At 57.6% G+C, this 24,983-nt stretch carries 22 protein-coding genes and 1 tRNA gene; 13 read left to right on the top strand and 10 right to left on the bottom strand.

The features are described from left to right. Positions 1–219: 219 nt before the first annotated feature. Complete coding sequence (locus EO133_RS16740) at positions 220–1,191, top strand: alpha/beta hydrolase (RefSeq protein WP_127073794.1); 972 nt, start codon at positions 220–222, stop codon at positions 1,189–1,191. A 5-nt stretch (positions 1,192–1,196) separates the two neighbouring features. On the opposite strand, the gene hisN is transcribed toward EO133_RS16740, so the two are convergent. After that, positions 1,197–1,961 (bottom strand): histidinol-phosphatase, encoded by a 765-nt coding sequence (gene hisN / locus EO133_RS16735; RefSeq protein WP_127073838.1) that lies wholly within the window; start codon positions 1,959–1,961, stop codon positions 1,197–1,199. 330 nt (positions 1,962–2,291) lie between these two features. Further along, positions 2,292–3,173: an N-formylglutamate amidohydrolase gene (locus tag EO133_RS16730; protein ID WP_127073793.1), complete on the bottom strand. Its 882-nt coding sequence runs from the start codon at positions 3,171–3,173 to the stop codon at positions 2,292–2,294. Positions 3,174–3,396: 223 nt separating this feature from the next. Between EO133_RS16730 and cpdR the strand changes: the two genes are divergently transcribed. Together cpdR and EO133_RS16720 are read left to right on the top strand one after the other, a co-directional pair. Continuing rightward, the gene (gene cpdR, locus EO133_RS16725; protein ID WP_127073792.1) at positions 3,397–3,756 is read left to right on the top strand and encodes a cell cycle two-component system response regulator CpdR; all 360 of its coding nucleotides are present in this window, start codon (positions 3,397–3,399) and stop codon (positions 3,754–3,756) included. 126 nt (positions 3,757–3,882) lie between these two features. After that, a tRNA-Val gene (locus tag EO133_RS16720) sits at positions 3,883–3,957 on the top strand. 54 nt (positions 3,958–4,011) lie between these two features. Here the strand turns inward: EO133_RS16720 and EO133_RS16715 are convergent. Together EO133_RS16715 and EO133_RS16710 are read right to left on the bottom strand one after the other, a co-directional pair. Beyond that, positions 4,012–4,407, bottom strand: a complete 396-nt coding sequence (locus tag EO133_RS16715; protein ID WP_127073791.1) for a MerR family transcriptional regulator — start codon at positions 4,405–4,407, stop codon at positions 4,012–4,014. Between the two features lie 4 nt (positions 4,408–4,411). Further along, positions 4,412–6,130 carry a long-chain-fatty-acid--CoA ligase gene (locus EO133_RS16710; protein WP_127073790.1) on the bottom strand — a complete coding sequence of 573 codons (1,719 nt, stop codon included), beginning with the start codon at positions 6,128–6,130 and terminating at the stop codon, positions 4,412–4,414. A 429-nt stretch (positions 6,131–6,559) separates the two neighbouring features. Here EO133_RS16710 and EO133_RS16705 point away from each other — a divergent pair, with 429 nt between their 5' ends. From EO133_RS16705 to ykgO, 9 genes are all read left to right on the top strand, one after another. Further along, positions 6,560–9,043: an acyl-CoA dehydrogenase gene (locus tag EO133_RS16705; RefSeq protein ID WP_127073789.1), complete on the top strand. Its 2,484-nt coding sequence runs from the start codon at positions 6,560–6,562 to the stop codon at positions 9,041–9,043. A 53-nt stretch (positions 9,044–9,096) separates the two neighbouring features. Beyond that, positions 9,097–11,067 carry a 3-hydroxyacyl-CoA dehydrogenase NAD-binding domain-containing protein gene (locus EO133_RS16700; protein WP_127073788.1) on the top strand — a complete coding sequence of 657 codons (1,971 nt, stop codon included), beginning with the start codon at positions 9,097–9,099 and terminating at the stop codon, positions 11,065–11,067. Between the two features lie 6 nt (positions 11,068–11,073). Continuing rightward, positions 11,074–12,357, top strand: a complete 1,284-nt coding sequence (locus EO133_RS16695; protein ID WP_127073837.1) for an acetyl-CoA C-acetyltransferase — start codon at positions 11,074–11,076, stop codon at positions 12,355–12,357. 165 nt (positions 12,358–12,522) lie between these two features. Then, a complete protein-coding gene (locus EO133_RS16690; protein ID WP_371870936.1) occupies positions 12,523–14,112 on the top strand; it encodes a peptide ABC transporter substrate-binding protein in 1,590 nt (529 codons plus the stop codon). Positions 14,113–14,185: 73 nt separating this feature from the next. Then, positions 14,186–15,109 carry an ABC transporter permease gene (locus tag EO133_RS16685; RefSeq protein WP_127073786.1) on the top strand — a complete coding sequence of 308 codons (924 nt, stop codon included), beginning with the start codon at positions 14,186–14,188 and terminating at the stop codon, positions 15,107–15,109. Beyond that, the gene (locus EO133_RS16680) at positions 15,109–16,029 is read left to right on the top strand and encodes an ABC transporter permease (RefSeq protein ID WP_127073785.1); all 921 of its coding nucleotides are present in this window, start codon (positions 15,109–15,111) and stop codon (positions 16,027–16,029) included. The genes EO133_RS16685 and EO133_RS16680 overlap by 1 nt, the downstream gene beginning before the upstream one ends. Positions 16,030–16,032: 3 nt before the next feature. Then, the gene (locus EO133_RS16675) at positions 16,033–17,022 is read left to right on the top strand and encodes an ABC transporter ATP-binding protein (RefSeq protein WP_127073784.1); all 990 of its coding nucleotides are present in this window, start codon (positions 16,033–16,035) and stop codon (positions 17,020–17,022) included. Next, entirely contained in the window at positions 17,019–18,041 is a 1,023-nt protein-coding gene (locus tag EO133_RS16670) for an ABC transporter ATP-binding protein (RefSeq protein WP_164735062.1), read from the top strand. The genes EO133_RS16675 and EO133_RS16670 overlap by 4 nt, the downstream gene beginning before the upstream one ends. A gap of 152 nt (positions 18,042–18,193) precedes the next feature. After that, positions 18,194–18,319: a type B 50S ribosomal protein L36 gene (gene ykgO, locus EO133_RS16665; RefSeq protein ID WP_127073783.1), complete on the top strand. Its 126-nt coding sequence runs from the start codon at positions 18,194–18,196 to the stop codon at positions 18,317–18,319. Positions 18,320–18,422: 103 nt separating this feature from the next. Here ykgO and EO133_RS16660 read toward each other — a convergent pair whose 3' ends face one another. From EO133_RS16660 to EO133_RS16650, 3 genes are read right to left on the bottom strand one after another with little or no spacing between them, the layout of a single operon-like run. Continuing rightward, positions 18,423–19,184 carry a Stf0 family sulfotransferase gene (locus EO133_RS16660; protein WP_127073782.1) on the bottom strand — a complete coding sequence of 254 codons (762 nt, stop codon included), beginning with the start codon at positions 19,182–19,184 and terminating at the stop codon, positions 18,423–18,425. 49 nt (positions 19,185–19,233) lie between these two features. Further along, positions 19,234–20,670, bottom strand: a complete 1,437-nt coding sequence (gene pyk / locus EO133_RS16655) for a pyruvate kinase (RefSeq protein ID WP_127073781.1) — start codon at positions 20,668–20,670, stop codon at positions 19,234–19,236. Continuing rightward, complete coding sequence (locus tag EO133_RS16650) at positions 20,667–21,080, bottom strand: DUF1036 domain-containing protein (protein WP_127073780.1); 414 nt, start codon at positions 21,078–21,080, stop codon at positions 20,667–20,669. The genes pyk and EO133_RS16650 overlap by 4 nt, the downstream gene beginning before the upstream one ends. 223 nt (positions 21,081–21,303) lie before the next feature. Between EO133_RS16650 and EO133_RS16645 the strand changes: the two genes are divergently transcribed. Then, positions 21,304–21,585, top strand: coding sequence for a DUF2312 domain-containing protein (locus tag EO133_RS16645; protein ID WP_127073779.1), 282 nt, complete (start codon positions 21,304–21,306; stop codon positions 21,583–21,585). A gap of 104 nt (positions 21,586–21,689) precedes the next feature. On the opposite strand, the gene EO133_RS16640 is transcribed toward EO133_RS16645, so the two are convergent. From EO133_RS16640 to dxs, 3 genes are all read right to left on the bottom strand, one after another. Next, positions 21,690–22,034, bottom strand: coding sequence for a VOC family protein (locus EO133_RS16640; protein WP_127073778.1), 345 nt, complete (start codon positions 22,032–22,034; stop codon positions 21,690–21,692). 78 nt (positions 22,035–22,112) lie between these two features. Beyond that, positions 22,113–22,925, bottom strand: coding sequence for an AraC family transcriptional regulator (locus tag EO133_RS16635; RefSeq protein WP_164735061.1), 813 nt, complete (start codon positions 22,923–22,925; stop codon positions 22,113–22,115). A 32-nt stretch (positions 22,926–22,957) separates the two neighbouring features. Then, positions 22,958–24,898 carry a 1-deoxy-D-xylulose-5-phosphate synthase gene (gene dxs, locus EO133_RS16630; RefSeq protein ID WP_127073776.1) on the bottom strand — a complete coding sequence of 647 codons (1,941 nt, stop codon included), beginning with the start codon at positions 24,896–24,898 and terminating at the stop codon, positions 22,958–22,960. Between the last annotated feature and the right edge of the window lie 85 nt (positions 24,899–24,983).

The following is a 24,983-nucleotide window of genomic DNA, read 5'->3' as shown; positions in this document are numbered from 1 at the left end:
ATGAGGCCAGCTAGAACGGGCCATGTGCTTTTTCCGAAAAGCCACGAAAACAGCAGGTGTCGTTCACCGCCCCCCGCAATGGCACCTGTTGAACCGGGCGCGCTGTCACCTTAACCGGGGCAGCGCGCCTTTTCTTTTGCCCCAGGATTTGCAAAAGCGGATTTCCCTTTTCAATACTATGCTCTAGCCTCGCGTCAGGCAGAGCGTTCGGAGCAGCATGTGAACCAACCTGTTATCGTTGAAGGTCCGAAACTGTACGCGGTGCATTCCAATCCGGTGCCGGAGGGTGCGCGGGTGGGCTACTTCCGGACCCGCGACAATGTGCAACTGCGCTACGCGATTTTTCAGCGCACCGGGGCCGAGCATAAAGGCACCATTTGCCTGGTGCAGGGGCGGACCGAGTTTATTGAAAAGTATTTTGAGACCATTGCCGACTTTCAGAAGCGCGGCTTTGCCGTTGCGACATTCGATCTGCGCGGGCAGGGCGGATCGGATCGCATCATTGCAAATCCCAAACTCGGGCATGTGGAAAAATTCGACGATTACTGGGCAGACCTGAGTGATTTTCATACGCAGATCCTGCTGCCCGATTGCCCGCCGCCCTTTCACCTGGTCGGTCACTCGACGGGGGGATTGCTTGCTCTTTTGGCCGCCTCGCGCGACAGGCTGATGTTTGACCGGGTGTTTCTGTCTTCTCCCCTTGTCGGGCTGCCCGGTCTGCCATTCGGGCCAAAGGCTACGTTGGCTCTGCTCAATTTTGCGCGATTTTTAGGGTTGGGCCGGGTTCCGCTGGGGCGTAAAGCCGACCGCAGCCCGACCGAGGCGCTATTCGCGGGCAATCCGCTGACCTCGGATAAAACGCGGTTTATGCGGGCCGTGCATGTGCTTGACGAGTATCCCGAACTTGGCGTTGGCGCGCCTACGATTGGGTGGATCGCTTCGGCTCTGGAAGCGATCAGAATCGTAAGTCAGGATCACTTCCCCGCCAGCCTCAAGATTCCGGTCTTCATTTGTGCTGCAGCCTGTGACCGGGTTGTCGATACAAGCGCAACCGAGGCGCTAGGGCTGCGGATGCGCACCGGCCATCACATAGTGATCGGGGGCGCCCAGCACGAGCTTTTCATGGAAGCAGACCCGATCCGCGAGCAGGTTTTTGCAGCGTTTGATGCCTTTGTAACCAATCAATCCTGATTTGGTCAGTCAAGCATGGCGCGGCGCAACAGGTCGAGCGCTTCTTCATGCAGTTGGGGGGTTGCGGCAGCGACGCAGGTGCCGCCTTTTTCTGCCCTGCCGCCATCCCACGTCGAAACGCGCCCGCCCGCGCCTTCAATAATGGGCACCAGCGGGGCGATATCGACATTTTTCAGACCTGCCTCGACAACAAGATCGATATGGCCTGAAGCCAGCAGGCAGTAGGCATAGCAATCGAGCCCGTAGCGTACTTGCAGAACGGCGTCGCGTATGGCGTTCCAGCTTCCGTAATAGAGGCCATCGAACAGGTCGGGGGAGGTGGTGCTGGCGCGCGCCTGGCTCAGTTTTGTCACAGAACTGGTCTGGGCCCGAACCGTTTGCCCGGCGTGGATGAAGTCTGTTGCCCCATCGATGCCGATCCACATTTCACCCGTGAAGGGTTGGGCCATCAGCCCGGCAAAGGCATGGCCGTTGTTCATCAGGCCGATCAGTGTGCCCCAGACCGGCACGCCGGAAATAAAGGCGCGGGTACCATCGATCGGGTCAATGACCCAAGAATAGGGGGATTGGGACGGCTTGTCGTCCCATTCCTCTCCGATGATCGCGTGATCGGGAAAATGGCTCTCGATTACTGCGCGAACCGCCGTTTCGGCTTCCCTGTCAGCCTCGGTAACAGGATCGAAGCCCTCCGTCAGTTTGTTTGTGACCGCGAGGCCGGAGCGAAAGCGTGACAAGGTATGGTTATGCGCGGCCTGAGCGGCTGCGAGCATTGTTTGTTTGACGGCAGGGCTGGACAAGGGGCTGCTGGACACGATCTGGAACTCAAGTGACTGGAAATAATTACGGAAATTAGGGCTTGGTAAACACTTATTAACAAGGTGTTGACAAAAGTGATTCCTTTTTGCAACAGCGTGCCCCGATTGTATGCACTCTCTAAGGTGCATACTTGCAAGGTGAGAAGAAAAGGTTCATGCACAATATTGCATGATGGTTTGGCAGTTCTTTTCTGGATCCTTCCAAATAGTGATCTGCCAACGTTTCCTCCCTTGACTTGGGCCGCCTGGTGCGGCCCACTCTTTTCCGATTAGCAATAATTGTCTTTATTCCGCAGCAGCTTGCGTCCGTGCGATGGCAATGCTGTCGCTGTTGATAAGCGCCGAAATCAGTTGCGTAGCCAGCGATTGCAGGGGTGCGAATCCTTCGTGCTTTGCCAGTGTCATTTCGTGCATGTAAAGATGCCGCGAAAATTCGATCTGGAGCGCGTTTACCCCATATTGCGGGCGCCCATATGTGCGGGTTGTGTGCCCGCCCGCATAGGGGCGATTGCGCGCAACTTTCAATCCGGCGCCCGAAAGAACGGTTTCCACAAGATCGACCAGAGCGGGCGAGCAGGCGGCGCCATAGCGATCTCCCAGAACCACATCGGGCGCAGATCGGTTGTTGCCGCGCGATAGCCGTGGCATGGAATGGCAATCGATCAGGATGGCCATGCCGAAGCGGTTGAGGGTTTCGGTCAGCAAGCTCTGCAAAGTCTTGTGATAGGGCTTGTAAATACCTTCAATCCGCATGGCTGCGTCATCGAGGCTTAAAAGATTGCGGTAAATCGGGCGATTTTCCGAAACGATTCTGGCTATCGTGCCCAGGCCCGCAGCAATGCGCGGGCTGGTGGTATTGAAGTGATCTGGCAGGCGATCGCGGAACATGCGCGGATCGAGCTCATAAGGCTCGCGATTGACGTCGAGATAGGCGCGCGGGAAATGCGCCCTGAGCATGGGCACGCCAAGATGGGGCGCGCGGGAGAATATCTCGTCGATATAGGCGTCTTCGGACTGCCTTATGGCGCGCTCGTCGAGCTTTGACAGGGCAAGAAAGCGCTTGGGGTAGTCGCGGCCCGAATGAGGAGAATTGACAACAATGGGCGCAACCTGGCGACGGGGCCGAATCGTTTCAAAAGCGGGTCTGTCTGAATAGTCCGATTGCACCTGGGTTCGACCTCACACGATGAGATTTCCTGAGCTGCGTCCTCAAAGTTCAACTTTTTAAATCGTTTAATAGGAAGTTTGCCTCGGCTCGGGGCGCTTGTCCACAGTTGCCGCACCCTGCGCGCGGTATTGTGAGCAATTGAGCTGTTGCGTCACGCCAGCATATGTAAAAAATGCGAATCATCGGGTCCGGTCGGGCGCATGGCTTAATAAAGAGACGATAATGGAACGAATCCTTCTTGCCGAAGATGATGCAGATATGCGCCGTTTCCTGACGCGCGCGCTCAAGAATGCCGGCTATGACGTCGTAGCCTTCGATAATGGCCGCTCGGCCTATGAGCGCCTGCGCGAAGAGCCATTCACGCTCCTGCTTTCCGATATCGTGATGCCGGAAATGGATGGTATCGAGTTGGCCCGCCGGGCAACAGAACTCGATCCTGACCTCAAGGTCATGTTCATCACCGGCTTTGCGGCCGTGGCGCTGAACCCGGACAGCGAGGCGCCAAAAGGGGCGTCGGTGCTTTCAAAGCCCTTCCATCTCAAGGATCTGGTTGGCGAGGTCGAGCGCCTTCTGGCCGCCTGATCGGGTCGATTGGGAGCATATGACAATTTAGCGGCTAAACCCTATTGACCGCGATAGCGGTTTTGTGGTGTATCCGCGCAAGTGCTGGTTGCAGCTTCGGTTGCGCCACACCACCTCAAAGAAAGTGGGCGTATAGCTCAGCGGGAGAGCACTACGTTGACATCGTAGGGGTCACTGGTTCAATCCCAGTTACGCCCACCATTTTCTTCCCCCTTGTATTTAGGTATTTGCGGCGCAAGGGTTGTCGCACCGGCGCTATTTGCCTGTGATCCGCTCGGCGGCAAGCTGGCGGATTTCGGTCAATTCTCCAATCGTCATTTCGAGATCGCTCAATTGCTGACGCAGCAATTCCAGCCGCTCATCGACCTTCTCGATCAGAAGTTCGACCTGGGCCGTGCGGGTTTCGTCCGCATCATAAAGCGCCAGATATTCTGAAATGTCGCGCAGGGAAAAGCCCAGCCGCTTGCCGCGCAGGATCAGAATCAGGCGGGCGCGGTCGCGGCGGCGAAAGACGCGGGTGCCGCCCACGCGATCGGGCTGTAGCAAACCTTTCGATTCGTAAAACCGGATCGTGCGGGTGGAAATTCCGAATTCCTTGGCCAGATCGGCAATAGCGAAAAGATCGCGTTTTTCAGCGTCCAGCCTGTTCACGATTTTATTCCCCCTTGCCGTGGTGTTTTTTATAGTCATCCCGCAGATCGTTTTTCGACAACTTGCCGATCATTGTTTTCGGTAACTCGTCGCGGAAGATGACCTGGCGCGGCATTTCCATTTTTGAAAGATGATCCTTCAAGAAGCCAAGCATGGTCTTTTCGTCAAGACTTTCGCCTTCCTTGAGCTTGATATAGGCGACTGGCGCCTCGCCGCGATACTCGTCCTTGACGCCGATAACCGAGGTTTCATCGACGGCAGGGTGTTTGTAGATCGCGTCTTCAATGGCGCGCGGATATATGTTGAAACCCGAGCAGATGATCAGGTCCTTGATCCGGTCCACCAGGAAGATGTAGCCGTCCTCATCGAAATAGCCCACATCGGCGGTCCGCAGATAGCCATCGGAGGTAAAGACTTCTCTGGTGGCTTCCTCGTTGTTGAAGTAGCCAAGCATGACCTGTGGGCCCTTGACGGCCAACTCGCCCTTTTCCCCTCGCTTGACGGATTTTTCCGGATCTTCGAGATCGAGGAAGCGGACGTCGGAAGCCGGAAGCGGAAGGCCGATCGAGCCTGGCTTTGACGGCACACGCAACGCGGCACAGGCCACGACCGGAGAGGCCTCCGTAAGCCCGTAGCCTTCGGCCAGCAGCGCCTTGGACTTTTTGGCAAAGGCCTGCCGGGTTTCCTCTGGAAGTCCCGCGCCACCCGATATGGCAACTTCTATGCATGAGAGCGCCTCGCTTGTCGCCTCGGGCTTTGTGGCCAGGGCATGCAGGAGCGTTGGCACGGCGGGCAGGACGTTGGGCCTTGTGCGCTTGAGCAACGAAAGAAATGCTTTCATCTCAAAGCGCGGCAGCATGACGACCTGGGCGCCGGAACAGAGCGGTACGTTGAGGCAGACCGTCATGGCAAAGATATGAAAGAAGGGCAGAACGGCCGCCACCTTGGTCGGTGGGTAAAACAGCCCGCATCCCCAGTGATCGATCTGGCTCAGATTGGCAGCGATATTGGCATGGGAGAGCATTGCGCCCTTGGGCGTGCCGGTCGTGCCGCCGGTATATTGTTGAACTGCAACGTCCGTTTCCGGATCGATCGTGACCGGCTCGGGCGCATGGTTATGGGCAATCAGTTCCGCATAGGAGATGATCGCTCTGGCCGCGTTCGATTTTTCCGGCTTTGCCAGATCCTTGCCCTTGACCAGTTTGAAGAGGAACTTTTTCAGGCCGGGCAGGGCATCGGGGAAATGGGCAGTGATGAGCTTTTTGATATGGCCCTGTCCAACCAGCTTTTCAGCGTTGTCGAAAGTCACCTTCAAATCGATGGTGATCATCACCGTTGCGCCGGAATTGCTGACGATATGACTGAGCTCGGACAAAGAATAGAGCGGGTTGCAGTTGACGACGATCGCGCCGATGCGCAGCAACGCGTAGTAGGAAACCACATAAAAGGGGCAATTGGGCATCAGAAGCGCAACCCGATCCCCTTTCTTGACGCCCAATTCGGTTTGCAAGGCCCCGGCGAGGGCGTTCACCGCTTCTCCCAGATCGCGAAAACTCGTTGTCGCACCGAGAAAATCCAACGCGGTGGCTTCACCCATCTTGGCGCAAGAGGCCAGGAATTGTTCGTGAACCGGGGTCGTATCGATCTTGACGTCCCAGTCGATGCCATCAGGGTAAGACTTGAGCCAGGGGCGAGTTTCCTGGGTAGGGGCGGTGTCTGTCATTGTCTTCCTCCTCGCGGGCTTTGCCCATTATTGCTTAAATTATGTCACGGGATTACGTAAGCGTCAAATGCTGCACGCGCATGAGAGGGCTGCATCCGCCGCACCCGTAGTCCATCGCGCCCATGCCGCACAGCAGCCGAACCTGCATGCAACGAACTGCCCTGTCGCTGCATTGTCCGAGCAAAGGCCATTGTTGATGCTCCGATGATGCAGGCCGAACATGACGCGCCCGGCAATAGGTTGACGTTAACGTATAGAGGTGTATGCTTGGAGCGTCGCCGGCTGATATGCAAGAATGCGGATAGCTGGCAAAGGGGTCAATGAGGAGCGGTCCTTCCTTTTGACGCCTTTGAAGAGGTTCAATCTGGTAACGATCGCGTGGCAGGAAGATGTCCGGTCGAGCGTTGCCAATCGAGGAGGATTGCCGAAATGGGTCTGATCGTTTTCATTCTGGCTCTGGTCGCCTTTTGCGTGCTGGCTATGCGGCAGGCGCCGATCTGGCAATGGGCGCTTGCCGCCCTGGCGATCGGCGTTCTGGCGCTGGTGCGTCCCGATTTCGGGCTGGCGCTTTCAACCAATCCCGTAGCCTGGTTCTTTGCGCTGCTGCCAGCGGCCATTCTGGGTCTGCTTTCACTCAAAGCGATCCGTCAAGCGGCGCTGACAGGGCCAGCCTACCGCATGGTCAAATCCATTCTTCCGCGCATTTCGCGCACCGAGCAGGAAGCGCTCGATGCGGGAACGGTGGGCTGGGATGCACAGATTTTTTCAGGCCGTCCCGACTGGAACGAGTTGCTTGACATTCGCAAGCCCGATCTGAGCGCCGAAGAGCAGGCATTTCTCGATGGGCCTTGCGAAGAAGTCTGCGCGATGATCGACGATTGGGATACGCGCCATAACCGCATGGACCTGCCGCCCGAGGTCTGGCAATTCCTGAAGGACAAGGGCTTTCTCGGCATGCTGATCGGGAAAGAGCATGGCGGCCTTGGCTTTTCGGCACAGGCGCAATCCCAGGTCGTTTCCAAGATTGCCTCGCGTTCAGTTGCGGCCGGGATCACCGTCATGGTGCCCAATTCGTTGGGGCCGGGTGAATTGCTGGAAAAATACGGCACGCCTGAACAGCAGGAGAAATATCTGGGCCGATTGGCGCGCGGCGAGGAGGTCCCCTGCTTTGCATTGACCGGCCCTCATGCTGGCTCGGATGCGGCTGGCATGCGCGACGTGGGTGTTGTCACCTATGGCGAATATGAAGGCAGGCAGGTGCTTGGTGTGAACCTGTCCTGGGACAAGCGCTACATTACGTTGGCCCCTGTTGCCACGCTTTTGGGGCTGGCTTTCAACCTTTACGATCCTGAAAACCACTTGGGCAAAGGCGAGGATGTCGGCATCACGCTGGCGCTCGTTCCGGCCGATTATCCAGGCGTTGAAATCGGTCGCCGCCACATGCCTGCGCGTTCGGCCTTCATGAACGGCCCCACATCGGGCAAAGATGTGTTCGTGCCGCTCGACTTCCTTATCGGTGGACCGGATTACGCCGGGCAAGGCTGGCGCATGTTGATGGAATGCCTGGCCACGGGCCGGGCGATTTCGCTGCCGGCCATCGGTACGGTTTCCATCAAGGCGGCGCTACGCACAACTTCGGCCTATGCGCGCATCCGGCGTCAGTTCGGTATTGCGATCGGGATGATGGAGGGCGTTGGCGAAGGTATGGCGCGACTGGTCAAGTCGGCTTATCAGTTTGAAGCCTCGCGCGCGATGACCGCAGCAATCGTGGATGACGGCCAGAAACCGGCGGTCATTTCAGCAGCGCTTAAGTATCGCACGACCGAAGAAATGCGTCAGCGGGTCGATGATGCCATGGATATCCACGGAGGCCGCGCCATTCAGGATGGTCCCTCGAACTATCTGTTCTCGGGCTATGCCAATGTGCCTGTTGCCATCACGGTTGAAGGCGCCAATATTCTGACCCGCACGCTGATTACCTTTGCGCAAGGGGCGCTGCGCGCGCATCCGTTCCTGCTCAAGGAAGTGCAGGCGGCGCAAAATCCCGACAAGAAGGCCGGGCTCAATCAGTTCGACGCGGCGTTTTCTGGTCATATCGGGTTCATGCTGCGCAATATCGTGGCCTCGTTCTTCCATAACTTGACGTTTGGCCGCTTTGCCAATTCGCCGGTGCGCCATGAAATGCAGCGCTGGTACCGGCAATTGCATCGATACTCCCAGAGCTTTGCTCTTGCCGGCGACTGGACCGTGGCGTTTCTCGGGGGTGATCTCAAGCGCAAGCAAATGCTTTCGGGCCGCATGGCGGATGTGTTTTCCGATCTCTATTTGTTGTCAACCGCGCTCAAGCGCTTTGAGGACGATGGCCGGATGCCCGAAGACGTTGCGTTGATCGACGCTATCGCGCGGGACAGGATTGCAGGTATCGAAAAAGGGCTCGGCGAAGTCATCGACAATTTCCCCAATCCGTTCCTGCGGTTCATGCTCGGGCTGTTGATCTTCCCGTTGGGCCGCCGGGCGCGTCCGTCATCGGACCGGCAGAACTTCCGCCTAGCGCGGTCGGTGCTCGGTCAGTCTGCGTTGCGTGACCGCTTGACCCGCGGCGTCTATGTCAGCTTTGATCCCGAGGACCGGACCGGCATGCTTGAAGATGCCTTGATCAAGGTGGAAGCTGCGAGCGAGATCGAAAAGAAATTCTTCCGTGCGCTCAAGAAGGGCATCATTGCCCGGCGTCTAGATCGGGACGCAATCGCCGACGCCGTGGCTGAAGGCGTACTGTCGGAGGTGGAAGCGGAATTGATGCGCGCGGCCGATCTTGCAACAGACAGGGTAATCAAGGTCGATGACTTTGACGCCAAGGATATGGTGCGCGTTTCAAGACAGGATGACGATCATATCACCGTGGCTGCTCAATAGGCAGCCGCGTCCCACCATGACAGCCAGAACCTAAGGAAACGAAGGAGCGTGCCTTGGCGCAAGCTGAAACAGAAAAAAAGCGGCATTGGACATTTCATATCGATGTCGAAAAAATCGGCTGGCTGACCCTTGATGTGGTCGGCAGCGGCGTCAACGTTTTGAGCCGAGAGGTTATCGGCCAACTCGAAGAGATCGTTGTCAAAATCGAGGCGATGGACCGGGCAGGGGAGTTGACCGGGGTAGCGCTGTTGTCGGGCAAGGCGTCCGGCTTTGTGGCCGGTGCCGATATTTCCGAATTCGATGAGATGAGCGATCCGGCGGTCTTGCCTGAAGCGCTCAAGCGGACCCATGCGCTTTTTGCCCGAATCGAAAAAATCAAGGCGCCTTTTGTGGCCGGGATCAGTGGCTTCTGCGTTGGCGGCGGCTTGGAACTGGCGTTGGCGTGCCACTACCGGATCGCGGTCAATGACGACAAGACCAAATTCGGCTTTCCAGAAGTCAAACTCGGGATATTCCCCGGCTTTGCCGGAACCGGCCGCTCGATCCGGCAGGCCGGACCGATCGATGCCATGCAGTTGATGCTGACGGGCCGTACGCTTTCGGCCAGCGCGGCCAAGCGGCTCAACCTTGTCGACAGGTTGGTACGTCATCGCGACATGCTGCGTTGGGAAGCGCGCAAGGCGATTCTGTCGAACCGCAAGGCCAAGCCCGCTCCGTTTTCCAAGCGTCTTATGGCGATGGGGCCGTTGCGCAGTCGCGTTGCTGGCAAGATGCGCGAGGAGACCGGCAAGAAGGTCAACAAAGCGCATTATCCGGCGCCCTTCAAACTCATCGACCTGTTTGAAAAGCATGGCAACAATCCCAAGGCCATGATGAATGCCGAGATCGATGCCTTCGTGCCGCTGATGGGATCGCCAACGGCGCAAAACCTGCGCCGGGTATTTTTCCTTTCCGAAGCGCTTAAAAAGCAGGGCGTCAAGGAAAAGCCCAAGCCCACATTTTCGCGCGTGCATGTTGTTGGCGCCGGGGTTATGGGGGGCGACATTGCGGCCTTTTGCGCCTTGCGCGGCATGGCCGTTACGCTTCAGGACATGGATATGGAGCGCATCAAGCCTGCTCTTGAGCGCGCCAAAAAGCTGTTCAAGAAGCGCCTCAAGACCAAGCAGGCGGTGGACGCAGCACTGGCGCGGCTTGAAGCGGATGTGGATGGCAAGGGTATCGCGCGTTGCGACGTTCTGATCGAGGCGGTTGTCGAAAAGCTGGAGGTCAAGCAGCAGATTTTTTCCAACGCGGAGAAAAAGCTCAAGCCTGGCGCCATTATGGCCACCAACACCTCCTCGATTGAGCTTGAACGCATCGCTGAGGCGTTGACCGATCCTGCGCGTCTGATCGGGTTGCATTTTTTCAACCCGGTTGCCCAATTGCCGCTGGTCGAAGTGATCCAGTCCAAGCTCAATGATGAGCGCGCCGTGCGACTGGGCTGCTCGTTCGTTCTGGCAATCGGCAAGAGCCCGGTGGTGGTCAAATCCGCACCCGGTTTCCTCGTTAATCGCGCCCTGATGCCCTACATGCTTGCGGCCATCGAACGGGTCGAAAAGGGCGAAAGCCCCGAGCAACTCGACGCAGCGGCGGTGGCGTTCGGTATGCCCATGGGGCCGATTGAACTCATGGATACGGTGGGGCTCGATGTCGGGGCGTCTGTGGCGCGCGAACTCGGTCAGGAGGTCCCCAAGGACAGCCGGTTCTCGCGGTTGATTGCCGAAGGCAAGCTGGGCCGGAAAACCGGGCAGGGCTTTTATCGCTGGGAAGACGGCAAGGCGCAAAAGCAAAAGCCGCCCGCCCATGCCAACCTGCCGGGGTTGGGGCGCGACCTTATCCAGCCGCTTGTCGATACAACAGAACAGATCGTCGCTGAAGGCGTTGTCGAGAATGCCGACCTTGCTGATATCGGCATGATTTTCGGCACCGGTTTTGCCCCGTTCCTCGGTGGCCCGCTTAAAGCCCGTCAGGACGGAAAGGCCTAATTGAAGATGGTACAGACCTTGCGCAAAGTTGCCATTGTGGGCAGCGCCCGAATTCCCTTCTGCCGCTCGCATACGGGCTATGTGGATCAATCCAACCTCTCGATGCTGGCAACGGCAATTGGCGGGCTGGCCGAAAAATACGATCTCAAGGGTCAGAGGATCGGTGAGGTGATGGCCGGTGCAGTTATCTCTCATTCCAAGGATTTCAATCTGGCGCGCGAGGCGTTGCTCGATGCAGGGCTTTCCCCGCAAACGCCGGGCACGACCATGCAGATTGCCTGTGGTACTTCATTGCAGGCGGCGCTTACCCTTGGGGCAAAGATCGCGACCGGGGAAATCGACAGCGGCATTGCCGCGGGTGCGGATACGGTCAGCGACAGTCCGGTGGTTTTCGGTCCCAAGATGCAAAAGCGTATGATTGCGCTTTCCAGAGCGCGCACGACGGGTGAAAAGCTCGGGGTGTTCAAGGGCTTCTCGTTTGGGGAGCTGACGCCGATTGCGCCTTCAACCCAGGAGTCGCGAACCGAGCTTTCCATGGGCCAGCATTGCGAGCTGATGGCCCGCGAATGGGACATCTCCCGCGAGGCGCAGGATGGCTTGGCGCTCAAGAGTCATCATAACGCCGCCGCAGCCTATGACGAAGGCTTCCACGACGATCTTCTTGTTCCTTGCGCAGGCATTGTCAGAGACAACAATGTGCGCGCCGATACAACGCTCGACAAGATGGCGAGCATGAAGCCAGCGTTCGACCGCAAGTCAGGCAAAGGCACGCTCACCGCGGCAAATTCCACGCCGCTGACCGACGGTGCCGCCGCGGTGCTGCTTGCCAGCGAAGACTGGGCGCGTGAGCGTGGCCTGCCGGTTCTCGCCTATCTCACCATGGGGGCCGTCTCGGCCAACGATTTTGCAGGCGGCGAGGGTTTGCTTATGGCGCCCACCATTGCGGTATCCGACCTGCTGCGGCGCGCAGGACTCGGATTTGACGACATCGATCTGTTCGAGCTGCATGAGGCGTTTGCGGCGCAAGTCTTGTGTACGCTCAAAGCCTGGGAAGACCCGGCTTATAATCGCGACGTTTTGGGACGCGATACGCCGCTGGGCTCGATCCCTGCCGACAAAATCAATGTCGTGGGGTCTTCGCTTGCCTATGGGCATCCCTTCGCGGCGACTGGCGCACGCATCCTTGGCGTTACTGCCAAGCTCTTGAATCAACGCGAGAAAAATCGAGCTTTGATCTCTGTCTGCACCGCAGGCGGCATGGGCGTGGCGGCGCTTGTCGAAAGGGAATAAAAACAGGCTTGTCAAAGTTGACCAAGCAAGCATAATCTCACTTTCATGGCCTTGGGAGAATGAAATTCTCTCCAGGCAATAAAAATGCACGGCCCCATGCTCAAGTGGGCCGGCAGGTGGAAAACATCAAGCGCGTCCATAGTTTAGGAGACGATTATCATGCAGTTGAAACATGTAGCAAAAGGCGGCCTTCTGGCCGGCCTTATGGCTTTGGCTATGACAGGTTCCGCATTTGCGGTGACGTTGCATATGCACAATGGGGGCGAACCTGCCTCCCTCGACCCGCACAAGGTCAGCGGCACCTGGGAAAACCGGATCGTTGGCGATTATCTTGAAGGATTGACGACTGAGGCGGCAAATGGCGATGCTATCGCGGGCGCAGCCGAGTCCTGGGACATCTCGGAAGATGGCCTGGTCTATACGTTTCACTTGCGTCAAGATGCCGTCTGGTCCGATGGTACGCCAGTAACAGCCCATGATTTCGTTACGGCATTTCAGCGTTTGATGAATCCGGAAACGGCCGCCAGCTACGCTTATCTGCAATATACGATCAAGAATGCAGAAGCGATCAACAGCGGCGAGATCGAAGATCTCAACGAGCTGGGTGCGGTTGCGCTTGACGATTATACGCTTGAGGTCACGCTGGAAAATCCCGCGCCGTTCCTCTTGCAGGCCTTGACCCACTATACCGCCTATCCCGTGCCCAGCCATCTTCTCGAAGAACATGGCGATGCGTGGGCCGACACGGCCAATATCGTTGCCAACGGCCCGTATGTGCCGGTCGAATGGCTGCCGGGCTCTCACTTGCGCTCGGTCAAGAATGACAGCTATCACGATGCTGACAACGTTCAGATCGAAGAAGTGATTTACTATTCGCTCGACGACCTGTCCGCTGCGCTCAACCGCTATCGCGCTGGTGAGTTCGACATTCTGACCGACTTCCCGGCGGATCAGATTACGCTGCTCGACAGCCAGCATCCGGGCGAAGCGCATGTGGCGCCCTTCCTTGGGCTGCACTATTACGTGTTCAATCTCAACAATCCCGATCTGGCCGACGTTAATGTCCGCAAGGCGCTCTCGATGGCCATCAATCGCGAGATCATTGGGCCCGATATTTTCGGCACGGGCGAACTTGCTGCCTATTCCTGGGTTCCACCGGGAACGGCCAACTATATCGACGGTGCCTTCACCTATGACTGGGCCGAAACGCCCTATGGCGAACGCGTTGCCGAAGCGCAGGCTCTGATGGCAGAAGCAGGCTTTGGTCCTGACAACCCGCTGAGCGTTGAAATCCGCTACAACACGTCCGATAACCACCAGCGCCTTGCGGTTGCAATCGCTGCGATGTGGGAGCAACTGGGCGTCCAGACCGAGTTGTTCAACTCCGAAGTGGTCGTCCATTACGATGCGTTGCAGGCCAACGATTTCCACTCTATCGGTCGTGCCGGCTGGGTAATGGACTATAACGACCCGATCAACATGCTTGAGTTGCTGCGCACCGGCATCGACTACAATTACGGCCGTTATGACAATGACGAGTATAACGCGCTGATCGCAGCGTCCGCGACGGAAACCGATATCGATGCCCGTGCGGCGATCCTGGCTGAAGCCGAGGCACTTGCGATGGAAGACTATGCGGCTCTGCCGCTGGCCTTCTATGTGTCGCGCAATGTGGTCTCGCCTCGTATTTCGGGTTTTGAGGACAATGCCAGCGATATCCATCGTACCCGGTGGCTGACCAAGTCCGAGGACTGATCCGGCTTACCCTGGCCCAATGCCGCCCTTATAAACAGGGCGGCATTGGCCTCACGCTATCGGGGTGTAACCAATGTTGCGCTATGCTTTCAGGCGCGTGCTATCGGCATTGCCGATAGCCTTTATCGCCGTAACTGTTTGCTTTTTCATCCTGCGCCTCGCGCCAGGCGGCCCATTCGACACCGGGCGCCCGTTGCCGCCAAATGTGCTGGCCAATGTCCGGGCCTATTACAATCTAGACCAGCCGCTCTTTACCCAATACCTGCTCTATATCGGGGGCGTTTTGCGTGGCAATCTCGGGCCGTCGATGGCGTTTTATGACTTCAATGTGAGTCAGCTTTTGGCGATCGGACTTCCCTTTACGCTCACACTTGGCTTTTCGGCCTTCGTGATTGCGACGTTTGTCGGCGTTCTGGCGGGCATGGTTTCGGCGGTCTATCAGAACAAATGGCCCGACTACGTACTCGTGCTGGCCGTCATGATCGGGCTGGTCGTTCCCAACTTCCTTATGGGCGCGCTGCTGCAATTGTGGTTCGGCGTTTATTTGCGATGGTTGCCCGCGGGTGGGTGGGTGACAGGCTCCATCACCCATCTTGTGTTGCCGGTTACGGTTCTTGCATGGCCCCATGCAGCGCGGATTTCCCGGCTCATGCGTGGCTCCATGATCGAAGTTTTGGGCACCAACTACGTACGAACTGCAAAGTCAAAGGGGCTTGGGTCACGGTTGGTACTCGCTCGGCATGCGATCAAGCCGGCGATGATCCCGGTCGTATCGTATCTGGGTCCGGGGCTATCTTATCTTCTCACCGGCTCGATTGTGGTCGAGCAGATTTTCGGGCTTCCGGGTATCGGACGCTATTTCATTTCGGCAGCGCTCAATCGCGATTACGGGCTCGTTCTCGGCACGACGCTTTTTTACATGCTGCTCATTCTTGTTCTCAATCTGATCGTTGACCTCGTCTATGCCTGGCTCGATCCCAAGGTGAGGTATAGCTGATGGCCGGGCTTACCCGAAAGGACGAAGTTCTTTCCGCTTACGCGGAAAAACTCGCCACGCTCGATGCGCCCAAGGGGCGTTCGCTGACACAGGATGCGCTCAGAAGATTGATTGCCAACAAGGCGGCGCTTGTCTCACTGATCCTGTTCGGGCTGATTGTGGCTGTCGCATTCATCGGCCCCTATTTCGTGCCCTGGGGCTTTGCCCAGGTCGATTGGACGGCTTTCCGCTCACCTCCCAATTTCGAAACCAGCCATTATCTTGGAACGGATCAGAACGGCCGCGATGTTCTGGCGCGATTGCTGCAGGGCACGCAGATGTCCCTGCTTGTCGCGCTGGTTGCAACGCTGGTTTCTGTTTTCATCGGGGTGATCTACGGCGCTATCGCCGGATATTTCGGCGGCAAGGTGGATGCCGTGATGATGCGTATCGTCGATGTGATGTATGCGCTGCCCTATATCCTTTTCGTCATCATCCTCATGGTGATTTTCGGGCGCAATCCCCTGCTGCTTTTTGCCGCCATTGGGCTCGTGGAATGGTTGACCATGGCGCGAATCGTGCGGGGGCAGACCCTGGCGCTCAAGGAAAAGGAATTTGTGGAAGCAGCGCGTGCGAGCGGGGCCAAGCCATTCACGATCATCATACGCCATATCGTGCCGAACCTTTCCGGCCCCGTTGTGATCTATGCGACCCTGACGATCCCGGAAATCATCATCACCGAGAGCTTCCTCTCCTTTATCGGCATGGGCATCCAGGAACCCATGACGTCACTCGGCACGCTGATCTCCAACGGTGCGCCGGTGGCGGAGGTTATGCCATGGTTGCTGGTTTTCCCTGCAGTCGTTCTGGTCACAATGCTTTTGTGCCTCTCCTATATCGGCGACGGCCTGCGTGACGCCCTCGATCCGAAGGATCGCTAAGCCATGGAAAATGTTCTCGAAATTTCCGATCTCAATGTCAGCTTTGCTTTGCATAACAGCGAGGTCCACGCCGTTCGCGATCTCAATTTCTCCCTTCGTGCAGGCGAGACGCTTGCCGTCGTTGGGGAAAGTGGGTCGGGGAAAAGTCAGTCCTTTCTCTCGATCATGGGGCTTTTGGCGCGCAACGGCAGGGCCACCGGCTCGGCGAAAATGGGCGATGTCGAACTTGTCGGTATGCCGCCGCGGCAACTGGATAAGTATCGCGGCAAGGATATCGCGATGATTTTCCAGGACCCGATGACCTCGCTCAATCCGTCTCTCAAGATCAAGCGGCAATTGTCAGAAGTTCTGGTCAAACACCAGAACTACGATGAGAAAAAAGCGCTCAAGGAAGCAATCGAAATGCTTGAGCGGGTGGGGATACCCTCGCCCGAACGTCGCGCGAATGCCTATCCGCACGAACTTTCGGGCGGCATGCGACAGCGCGTGATGATTGCAATGGCGCTGCTGTGCCGCCCCAAGATTCTGATCGCGGACGAACCGACAACGGCGCTGGACGTGACCGTTCAGGCTCAGATGCTCGATCTGTTTCGTTCGCTGACCAAGGATTTCGGTACGGCGCTCGTGATGATTACGCATAATCTGGGCGTTGTCGCCGGGGTCGCGGATCGGATGATGGTGATGTATGGGGGCAGGGCTGTGGAAACCGGCCATGTGGACGATCTTTTCTACGATCCGCGCCATCCCTATACGCTTGGGCTCTTGTCGTCGACGCCCAACCCGGCGGAACGGGCCAAGCGCTTAACGCCGATCGAAGGCCTGCCACCATCTCTCGAGCACTTGCCAAAAGGGTGTGCATTTAATCCGCGGTGCAAGTTCCGGTTCGAGAAATGTTTTGAAGAACGCCCGCCGCTTGAACCGTTCGGGGAAGCGGAGCGGAAAAAAGCATGTTTTTATGAAGGTCAGTTGCTGGCCGAGGAGCGTTCGGCATGAGCGCTGTCGAGATGGATACGGGCATTCCGCTGCTTGAAGTCGAGAATCTGAAAAAAACCTTCTCGATTGCCACATCGCTGTTGCGCAAGCCGCTGACATTGACCGCGCTCGAGGACATCAATTTTACCGTACGGGCGGGGGAAACGCTTGGTATTGTCGGGGAATCGGGTTGTGGAAAATCAACGCTGGGCCGCTGCATTCTGCAACTGATCGAGCCCGATGAAGGCAAAGTGTTGTGGTTGGGTGAAGATCTGACCAAGCTGGGGTCCGAGAAGATGCGCAAGCGGCGTCAGGACCTGCAGATCATTTTCCAGGATCCGCTGGCCTCGCTCAATCCGCGTATGACCGTTGGCGAGATCATCGCCGACCCCTTGCGGACGCTACGCCCCGATATTTCCAAGACCGAGCGGCGCGCGCGCGTTCTGCGCATGATGGAAGCGGTGGGGCTGTTGCCCGAAATGATCAACCGGTATCCGCACGAGTTTTCCGGCGGGCAGGCCCAGCGCATCGGCATCGCGCGTGCGCTGATTACCGAGCCCAAGCTGATCGTGTGCGATGAGCCGGTTTCGGCGCTCGACGTTTCCATTCAGGCTCAAATTCTCAATCTGCTTTCGGAGCTGAAAGAAGAGTTCGGCCTGACGCTTGTGTTTATCAGCCACGATCTGTCGGTGGTGCGGCATGTTTCTGATCGTATTCTGGTGCTTTATCTCGGCCGCATCGCCGAGTTGTCGCCTGGCCATGAACTTTATACCGATCCCAAGCATCCCTATTCGCAGGCTTTGTTGCTGGCTGCGCCGATCCCCGATCCGAAAACCGCGCGGGCGCGCACGCTTGAAGGGCTAAAGGGCGAGGTGCCTTCGCCGATCAATCCGCCATCGGGTTGCCGGTTTCGCACACGCTGCCCATATGCAAAGGAGATCTGCGCCGACCAGGTGCCACCGCTTGAAGACATTGAGGGGGGACGTCTTGTGGCCTGTCATCGGTGGCGCGAAATCGAAGCCGAGTTGACGGGCGGCTGACGCGATGGGGCTCTTTGCGGTAAAAAAGCTGAAAATCCCCGGTTTTCTGGGGCATGACTCGCGTTGACAGATACACGCTTTGCCCCTATGTTCCGCCCAACTTAAAGCGGTGCCTTGAGCCCCGCCCGATCTCTTATTGTCTGAGGTTAGAAATGAAAGTCCGCAATTCGCTCAAGGCGCTGATGACCCGTCACCGGGATAACAAGCTGGTACGTCGTCGGGGCCGCGTTTATATCATCAACAAGGTCAACAAGCGCTTCAAGGCCCGTCAGGGTTGATTTTCGCTGTTGGCATTGTGCCCAAGTTTAGAAAAACCCGCCTTCGAGGCGGGTTTTTTGTTTTTGGAAGGGGCGGAAGAAAGTTCGCTCTTAACGGCCATGGCTAGGCGATGTCGAACTCAGAACGGAAGCGCGTCGCCCAATCTTGATTAGTGCTATCTGCCAGCTTTTTGACACCCGGCTCGATTCCGTTTGCGGCATTGCAATCCACGCCCAAACGATCCAGTACTTGGCATAATACCTCCAATGGGTCTGCCGATAGCGCATCATAGGAGATGCGAAGCGGGTCTATATTTTCTCGCTCGAACCAGCCCCGCCAGTCACGGCCGTAGGCCATCATTGTCTCGTAGCAGTTCCGAAGTTCGGCCCCGTCGTAAATGGGCTCCGCGTGTGGGTTAAGCCGTTCCAATTCGGTGCCGTCCGACGCTACGTGCCATAGGCCAGTTTGCCGTGCCTTTACGTATGAGATGGCCTGTTCAACCGTGTCGCGACGCGTCAGATGCACAAATAGCGTCCGTCCGAAGGCGGCTCTGAAGCGCTGAGCATCGCTGGTGTGCCCTGGGTGCAGGATTGCCAACTCCTGGGCAAAGAAATCGAAACTATGCCTCTGTAGTCTTAGGCCAAAGATACCGGTCTCACCGCTTCCTCGTGCGAGTGCGGCTTGAAAGATGGCGTCCAGTATCACTTGTTTGGAAGCTGCTGACTGCGGTGTTAGATCAAAACTGGCCAGCCAGTCCGAAACCGAAGGGCGATGAAAGTAAGAATCGGGAACACCGGCGATACCCGTCGCCGTTAGCAGGTCGCACAAAAGCGTGCTGCCGCTCCGAGGAGACGTGCAGATAACATATGAGTCATATTTTGCCATCTCGCCTGAAGACCTTTGATATACGGCCCTACGCATTAGCTGCGGGCGGTTACGACCCCCCCGCGCCATCCTGCCCTACAAAGGCGATGCGGAGCATGTTGGTCGCTCCGGGGGTGCCGAGCGGCACGCCAGCGGTGATCGCCACGCGGTCGCCGGGCCGGGCCAATCCTTCGATATAGGCAATCGAGCAGGCGCGGTCGACCATATCATCGAGCGAAATCGCGTCCTCGGTCTGAACACAATGCAGACCCCAGACTATAGAGAGACGCCGCACCGTCGAAAGCTTTGGCGACAACGCGATGATCGGCTTTGCCGGCCGCTCGCGGGAGGCGCGAATGCCAGTGGAGCCGGACGAGGTGTAGGTGACGATGGCAGCCAGATCGAGGGTTTCGGCAACCTGGCGCGTCGCTGCTGAAATCGCGTCCGAAGCTGTCGCTTCGGGCTCGGTAGCCTGGGCGCGGATAATGCGCATGAAATTGTCGTCATGCTCAACCGCGACTGCGATCTTGTTCATTGTTGCGACGGCCTGCACGGGATAAGAGCCCGAGGCACTTTCCGCTGAAAGCATGATCGCGTCAGCGCCCTCAAAAACCGCGATCGAGACGTCCGAGACTTCCGCGCGGGTGGGAACCGGAGCGGTGATCATGGATTCGAGCATCTGGGTGGCGACAATGACGGGCTTACCCTGACGGCGGCACATGCGAATCATGCGCTTTTGCAGGCCAGGCACCATTTCGAGCGGCATTTCTACGCCCAGATCGCCACGCGCGATCATGATGGCGTCTGAAAGCTTGATGATCTCATCGAGCTTTTCGATCGCCTGCGGCTTTTCGATTTTTGCCATGACGCCTGCGCGACCCTGCACCAGTTTGCGGACATCTATGATGTCTTCGGGGCGCTGGACAAAGGACAGGGCAATCCAATCGGCATCGACTTCCAGAGCGGCCTGCAGGTCGGCGCGATCCTTGTCGGTGAGTACGCCCACGGTAAGGATCGTATCGGGCAGGGAGATGCCCTTGCGATCCGAGAGCTTGCCGCCATAAACCACTTCGCAATTGATCGCTTCGTCGGAATTGGCAGTAACGCGCAATTCGAGCTTGCCGTCATCGAGCAGCAGACGTTCGCCGGTCTTTACAGACGAGAAGATCTCCGGATGTGGCAGATGAACCCGGTTCTTGTCACCCGGTGTGTCGGAGGCGTCGAGGGTGAAGGTCTCGCCTTGGGTCAGCATGACTGAACCATCGGCAAATTTGCCAACGCGCAGTTTGGGGCCCTGAAGATCCACCAGAATACCGATCGGGTAGCGGATCTTTTTTTCCACTGCGCGGATCTTATCGACTGTTTCGCGCAGCACATCGTGGCTGGCGTGGCTCATATTGATGCGGAACACGTCGGCGCCGGCGCGGGCGAGCTCCTCTATGACGCTGATGTCATTGGAAGCTGGTCCCAAAGTGGCGAGAATTTTGACGCGACGTGATCTTTTCATTGCTGCTCCAGGCCCGTTATATTGTCTTGTGTCAATTCCACCGTCCACTCGGTCCTGTCTTCGGTGTCGATTTCAAAGAACCCGGTGCGCTCGTAACCGCGCGCCAGACAATCCTCGACGCCAAAGATGGTGAAACTGGAATCCTGAGTACACATAAAGACGGACCCGTCCCATGCACCCCCCGATATGTCATCGACCGCGTAGATATAATAGTATCGCGCATTCAATGCACCCTGATAGATCGTAGCGCAAGCCTCTGGCGCTGCGACCCACCAGCCTTCAGATTGCCATCCCGAGGTGGCGCGATATCCCAACGCCACCGAAACGGTGTTTTGCGTCTGGTTGCACACGCGCAAATCTGCCTGCGCCGTACCGGTGACTGCGAGCAGTCCCAGGACAGCGAATGGCATGGCTATTAGGCTATTGCGAAGCAATGACAGCACGGTGACAAATCGCATAGTAAGAGAAGGCCTCGTGTTTGTGCAAAAGGGGTCAAGCCATGTCAATCTTTAGTCTTATGTTTTGGCATAATTTGGTCAGTGTTTTTGCCTCTCTTGTGCGAAACCGACACAAGGGCTTGCACCTTGGCAGCGCTTGCGGTTGAAAGGGCAGCAATCGAACAAGGAGCCTTTTATGTCCGATCATGGAATTGCACGCGACCAGCTTCGCGCCTTCATCGAGCGTATCGAGCGGCTTGAAGAAGAGAAAAAGGCCATTTCCGACGATATCAAGGAAGTTTATGCCGAGGCAAAAGGCACCGGATTTGATGCCAAGGTGATGCGTCAGATCGTCCGGATACGGAAGCAGGATCGCAATGAGCGTGCCGAGCAGGAAGCGATTCTCGATCTCTACCTTCATGCGCTGGGCATGGTCGATGCTCCGGCCAATGACGACTATCGGGAAGCCGGAGAATAAGGCGCAAGCCTGGCGTGCTTTCAGAATAAGCCAAGCCACCTATTCTCCTGTGCGGGCTAAAAACATGCGGCCCCTTCCCGTGGTGGGCAGGGGCCGTCTTGTGACTATTGCGGCTGCTTGAGTCCGAAAAGGGTGCCATTGGGGTCGCTTACGTAAACCACGCGGCCTTGTCCCGGAATGGTGTTGATGTCTCCGGCCTGCTTGCCGCCATTTCCGGCGATAGCTGTGAGGGCGAGATCAATATCGGGCACTTCAAACCACAGAATGGCGGGCTGGGACTGGTAGCGGTCGGACATGACCGCTCCGGTTGCACCGTTCTCGCCCGTAAGAAGCTGGTAGTCCGGCACGAAGGGCGAAGGCTCGGCCGTCCAGCCAAGAATGTCCGAGTAGAATTTGGCCGTCATTTCGGCGTCGGCGCTGGTGAGTTCAAAGTGAACGAGCTTTGTCATCTGGTGTCTCCAATTTTGCTGCCACCAGGGCGGGATAACAATATGAAGCCGTTCGGGATTGGATAAATCTGGGGTGGGTCAGAATCCATGCATCATTTTTGCGATGCCGTTCAAGGTCTCGCGGAAGCGGGTGGGTGAGACGCCGGTGAAGCGGCGGAAATCGCGGTTGGCATGGGCCTGGTCGTAATAGCCCTGCATCAAGGCAAGCTGGGCGAGCCCGTCTCCGGCGACGCCAGACAGAAGTTGGCCGATATGGTTCTGATACCTGACGATAGCGATAAATGTCTTGGGCGAAATGCCAAGATTACGACGGAAATCGCGATAGAGCAGATCGTAGCCGGTACCGAGTTCGCGGGCGAGCGCGGCGACTTCGATGTCGCCCCCTAAGGCTTCGATGTGAGCGATGGCGTGCTGGAGACGAGCGAGCGCAACCGATGGCAATGGGCGAAGTCGCGACAAGAGCGCAGCTTCGAGGTGGCGCGCCGCGTTCTCTCCGAAGGCGCTTTTGGCAAGCGCCGAGATGAGCGTATCGGCTTCGTGATCTCCCAGCCATTCGGCAATGGGCACTGTGCTATCCACTGCGAGTGGCGCGTCTAGCGCACGCAAGCCAAAGGGCGTTGGCTGGGCCGCGACAAGGCGGGAGTGTCTCGCCTGACCAATTATGACCGGGCGGGTGGCTATTCCGGAAACCGCGCTTTGATTGATGGTACTTTTTCCGGTTTGCGGATCGATGCGCACGCCGGGGTCCTTGAGATTTACAAGGATGACCGGCCTGCCGTTCGGCACTAGAATTTCGTGCCGGGTGATCGGGCCGACTTCGGCATCGATGATCCAGAGATGCTCGATATAGTCAGCAAGCGCGTGAGCGGGTGCGAAGCGCTCATATCTCATACCCGGCGGCAGTTCCATCCCGGCCAAATTCGTCAGATGCCGTCGCGGCCTGCTGCAGCGAGAACCTGCAAGGCATGGGCTTCATCGCCAATCGCGCGAAGTGCTGCGGCGACGATATTGGCGCGATCAAGTCCGGCCTGGGCATACATGTCGTCCTGGCTCGCATGATCGATATAGCGGTCAGGCATCATCAGCGGCCGGAATTTGAGGCTGCCATCGAGTAGCCCGTTTTGGGCCATCCGTGTTGCAACATGGGAGCCGAATCCGCCGATCGCACCTTCTTCAACGGTGAGCAACACCGCATGGTTGCGGGCCAGTTGGGCCAGCAGATCCTCATCGAGCGGCTTGGCAAAACGCGCATCTGCAACCGTTGTCGAAAAGCCGTATGATTGCAGGGTTTCGGCGGCGGCAAGACATTCAGCCAGCCGTGTGCCGAACGACAGCAGCGCTATTGTCGATCCTTCCTTGAGAATGCGGCCCTTGCCGATCTCAAGGATACTGCCGTGCTCGGGCATCTCAACGCCCATACCTTCTCCGCGCGGATAGCGGAAGGCGATGGGCCCCTCATCGTATGCCGCAGCGGTTGCAACCATGTGGCGCAATTCCGCCTCATCGCCCGCAGCCATCACAACCATTGAGGGAAGTGTGGCGAGATAGGCGGTATCGAAGGCGCCGGCATGGGTCGGGCCATCGGCGCCGACATAACCTGCGCGATCGATGGGGAAGCGGACCGGCAATTTCTGGATCGCCACGTCATGGATAACCTGATCGTAAGCGCGCTGCAGGAAGGTGGAATAGATCGCGCAGAATGGCTTTAGCCCTTCGGTCGCCATGCCGGCTGCAAAGGTAACGGCGTGCTGTTCGGCAATCCCGACATCGAAGGTGCGGCTGGGAAAGGCCGTCGCGAACTTGTCGAGCCCCGTGCCCGAGGGCATGGCCGCTGTGATCGCCACGATCTTTTCGTCGCGTCCGGCCTCGTCGATAAGACTTTGCGCAAAGACCGACGTATAGGACGGCGCGTTGGAGGGGGCCTTGGCCTGAGCGCCGGTGATTACGTTGAACTTTGAAACGCCGTGATATTTGTCTGCGGCCTCCTCGGCGGGTGCGTAACCCTTGCCCTTTTGCGTCACCACATGGATCAGGATGGGGCCGCTTTCGGCATCGCGCACATTTTTGAGCACCGGCAGGAGGTGATCGAGATTGTGTCCGTCGATGGGGCCGACATAGTAAAAGCCCAGTTCTTCAAACAGCGTGCCGCCTGTCCAGAAGCCGCGAGCATATTCCTCGGTCTTGCGCGCCTTGTCCTTGAAAAAGTCGGGCAGGATCTGGCTGACCTGTTTGGCAGCATCGCGTAATCCGCGATAGGTCGGGCCGGAAACGAGCCGCGCGAGATAGGCGCTCATCGCGCCGGTGGGGGGCGCGATGGACATATCGTTGTCGTTGAGAATAACGATCAGCCGCGCATCCATGGCGCCGGCATTGTTCATGGCCTCATAGGCCATGCCTGCGGAAATGGCGCCGTCACCGATTACCGCGATCACATTGCGCTGCTCGCCTTTAAGCTCGGAGGCGACGGCCATGCCAAGGCCCGCCGAGATCGAGGTTGAGGAATGACCGGCTCCAAAAGGATCATATTCGCTCTCACCGCGTTTGGTGAAGCCGGAAAGCCCATCCTTCTTGCGTAGCGTACGGATGCGATCGCGCCGACCGGTAAGCACCTTATGGGGATAAGCCTGATGGCCTACGTCCCAGATAATCTTGTCATCAGGCGTGTCAAACACATGGTGCAGGGCCACGGTCAACTCAACAACACCCAGTCCGGCGCCCAGATGCCCACCGGTTACCGATACAGCGTCGATAATTTCGTTGCGCAATTCATTGGCCAGTTGTCCGAGTTCATCGCGCTTGAGTGCCTTGAGATCGGCCGGGGAGCCCATCTTGTCGAGTAATGGCGTTAGGGGTTTGCTGGACACAACCTGACCTTACTGTTGTACGCGCAACCATGGCCGGAAACACTGCCCGGCTTACGATCTGGCTTGGCTGCATAAGTTTTATGCA

This window comes from Pelagibacterium lentulum (assembly GCF_003992625.1).
In the GTDB taxonomy this organism is placed as follows: domain Bacteria; phylum Pseudomonadota; class Alphaproteobacteria; order Rhizobiales; family Devosiaceae; genus Pelagibacterium; species Pelagibacterium lentulum.
Note: the sequence above shows the minus strand (reverse complement) of the source record. Positions and strands in the feature narration are given on the sequence as shown.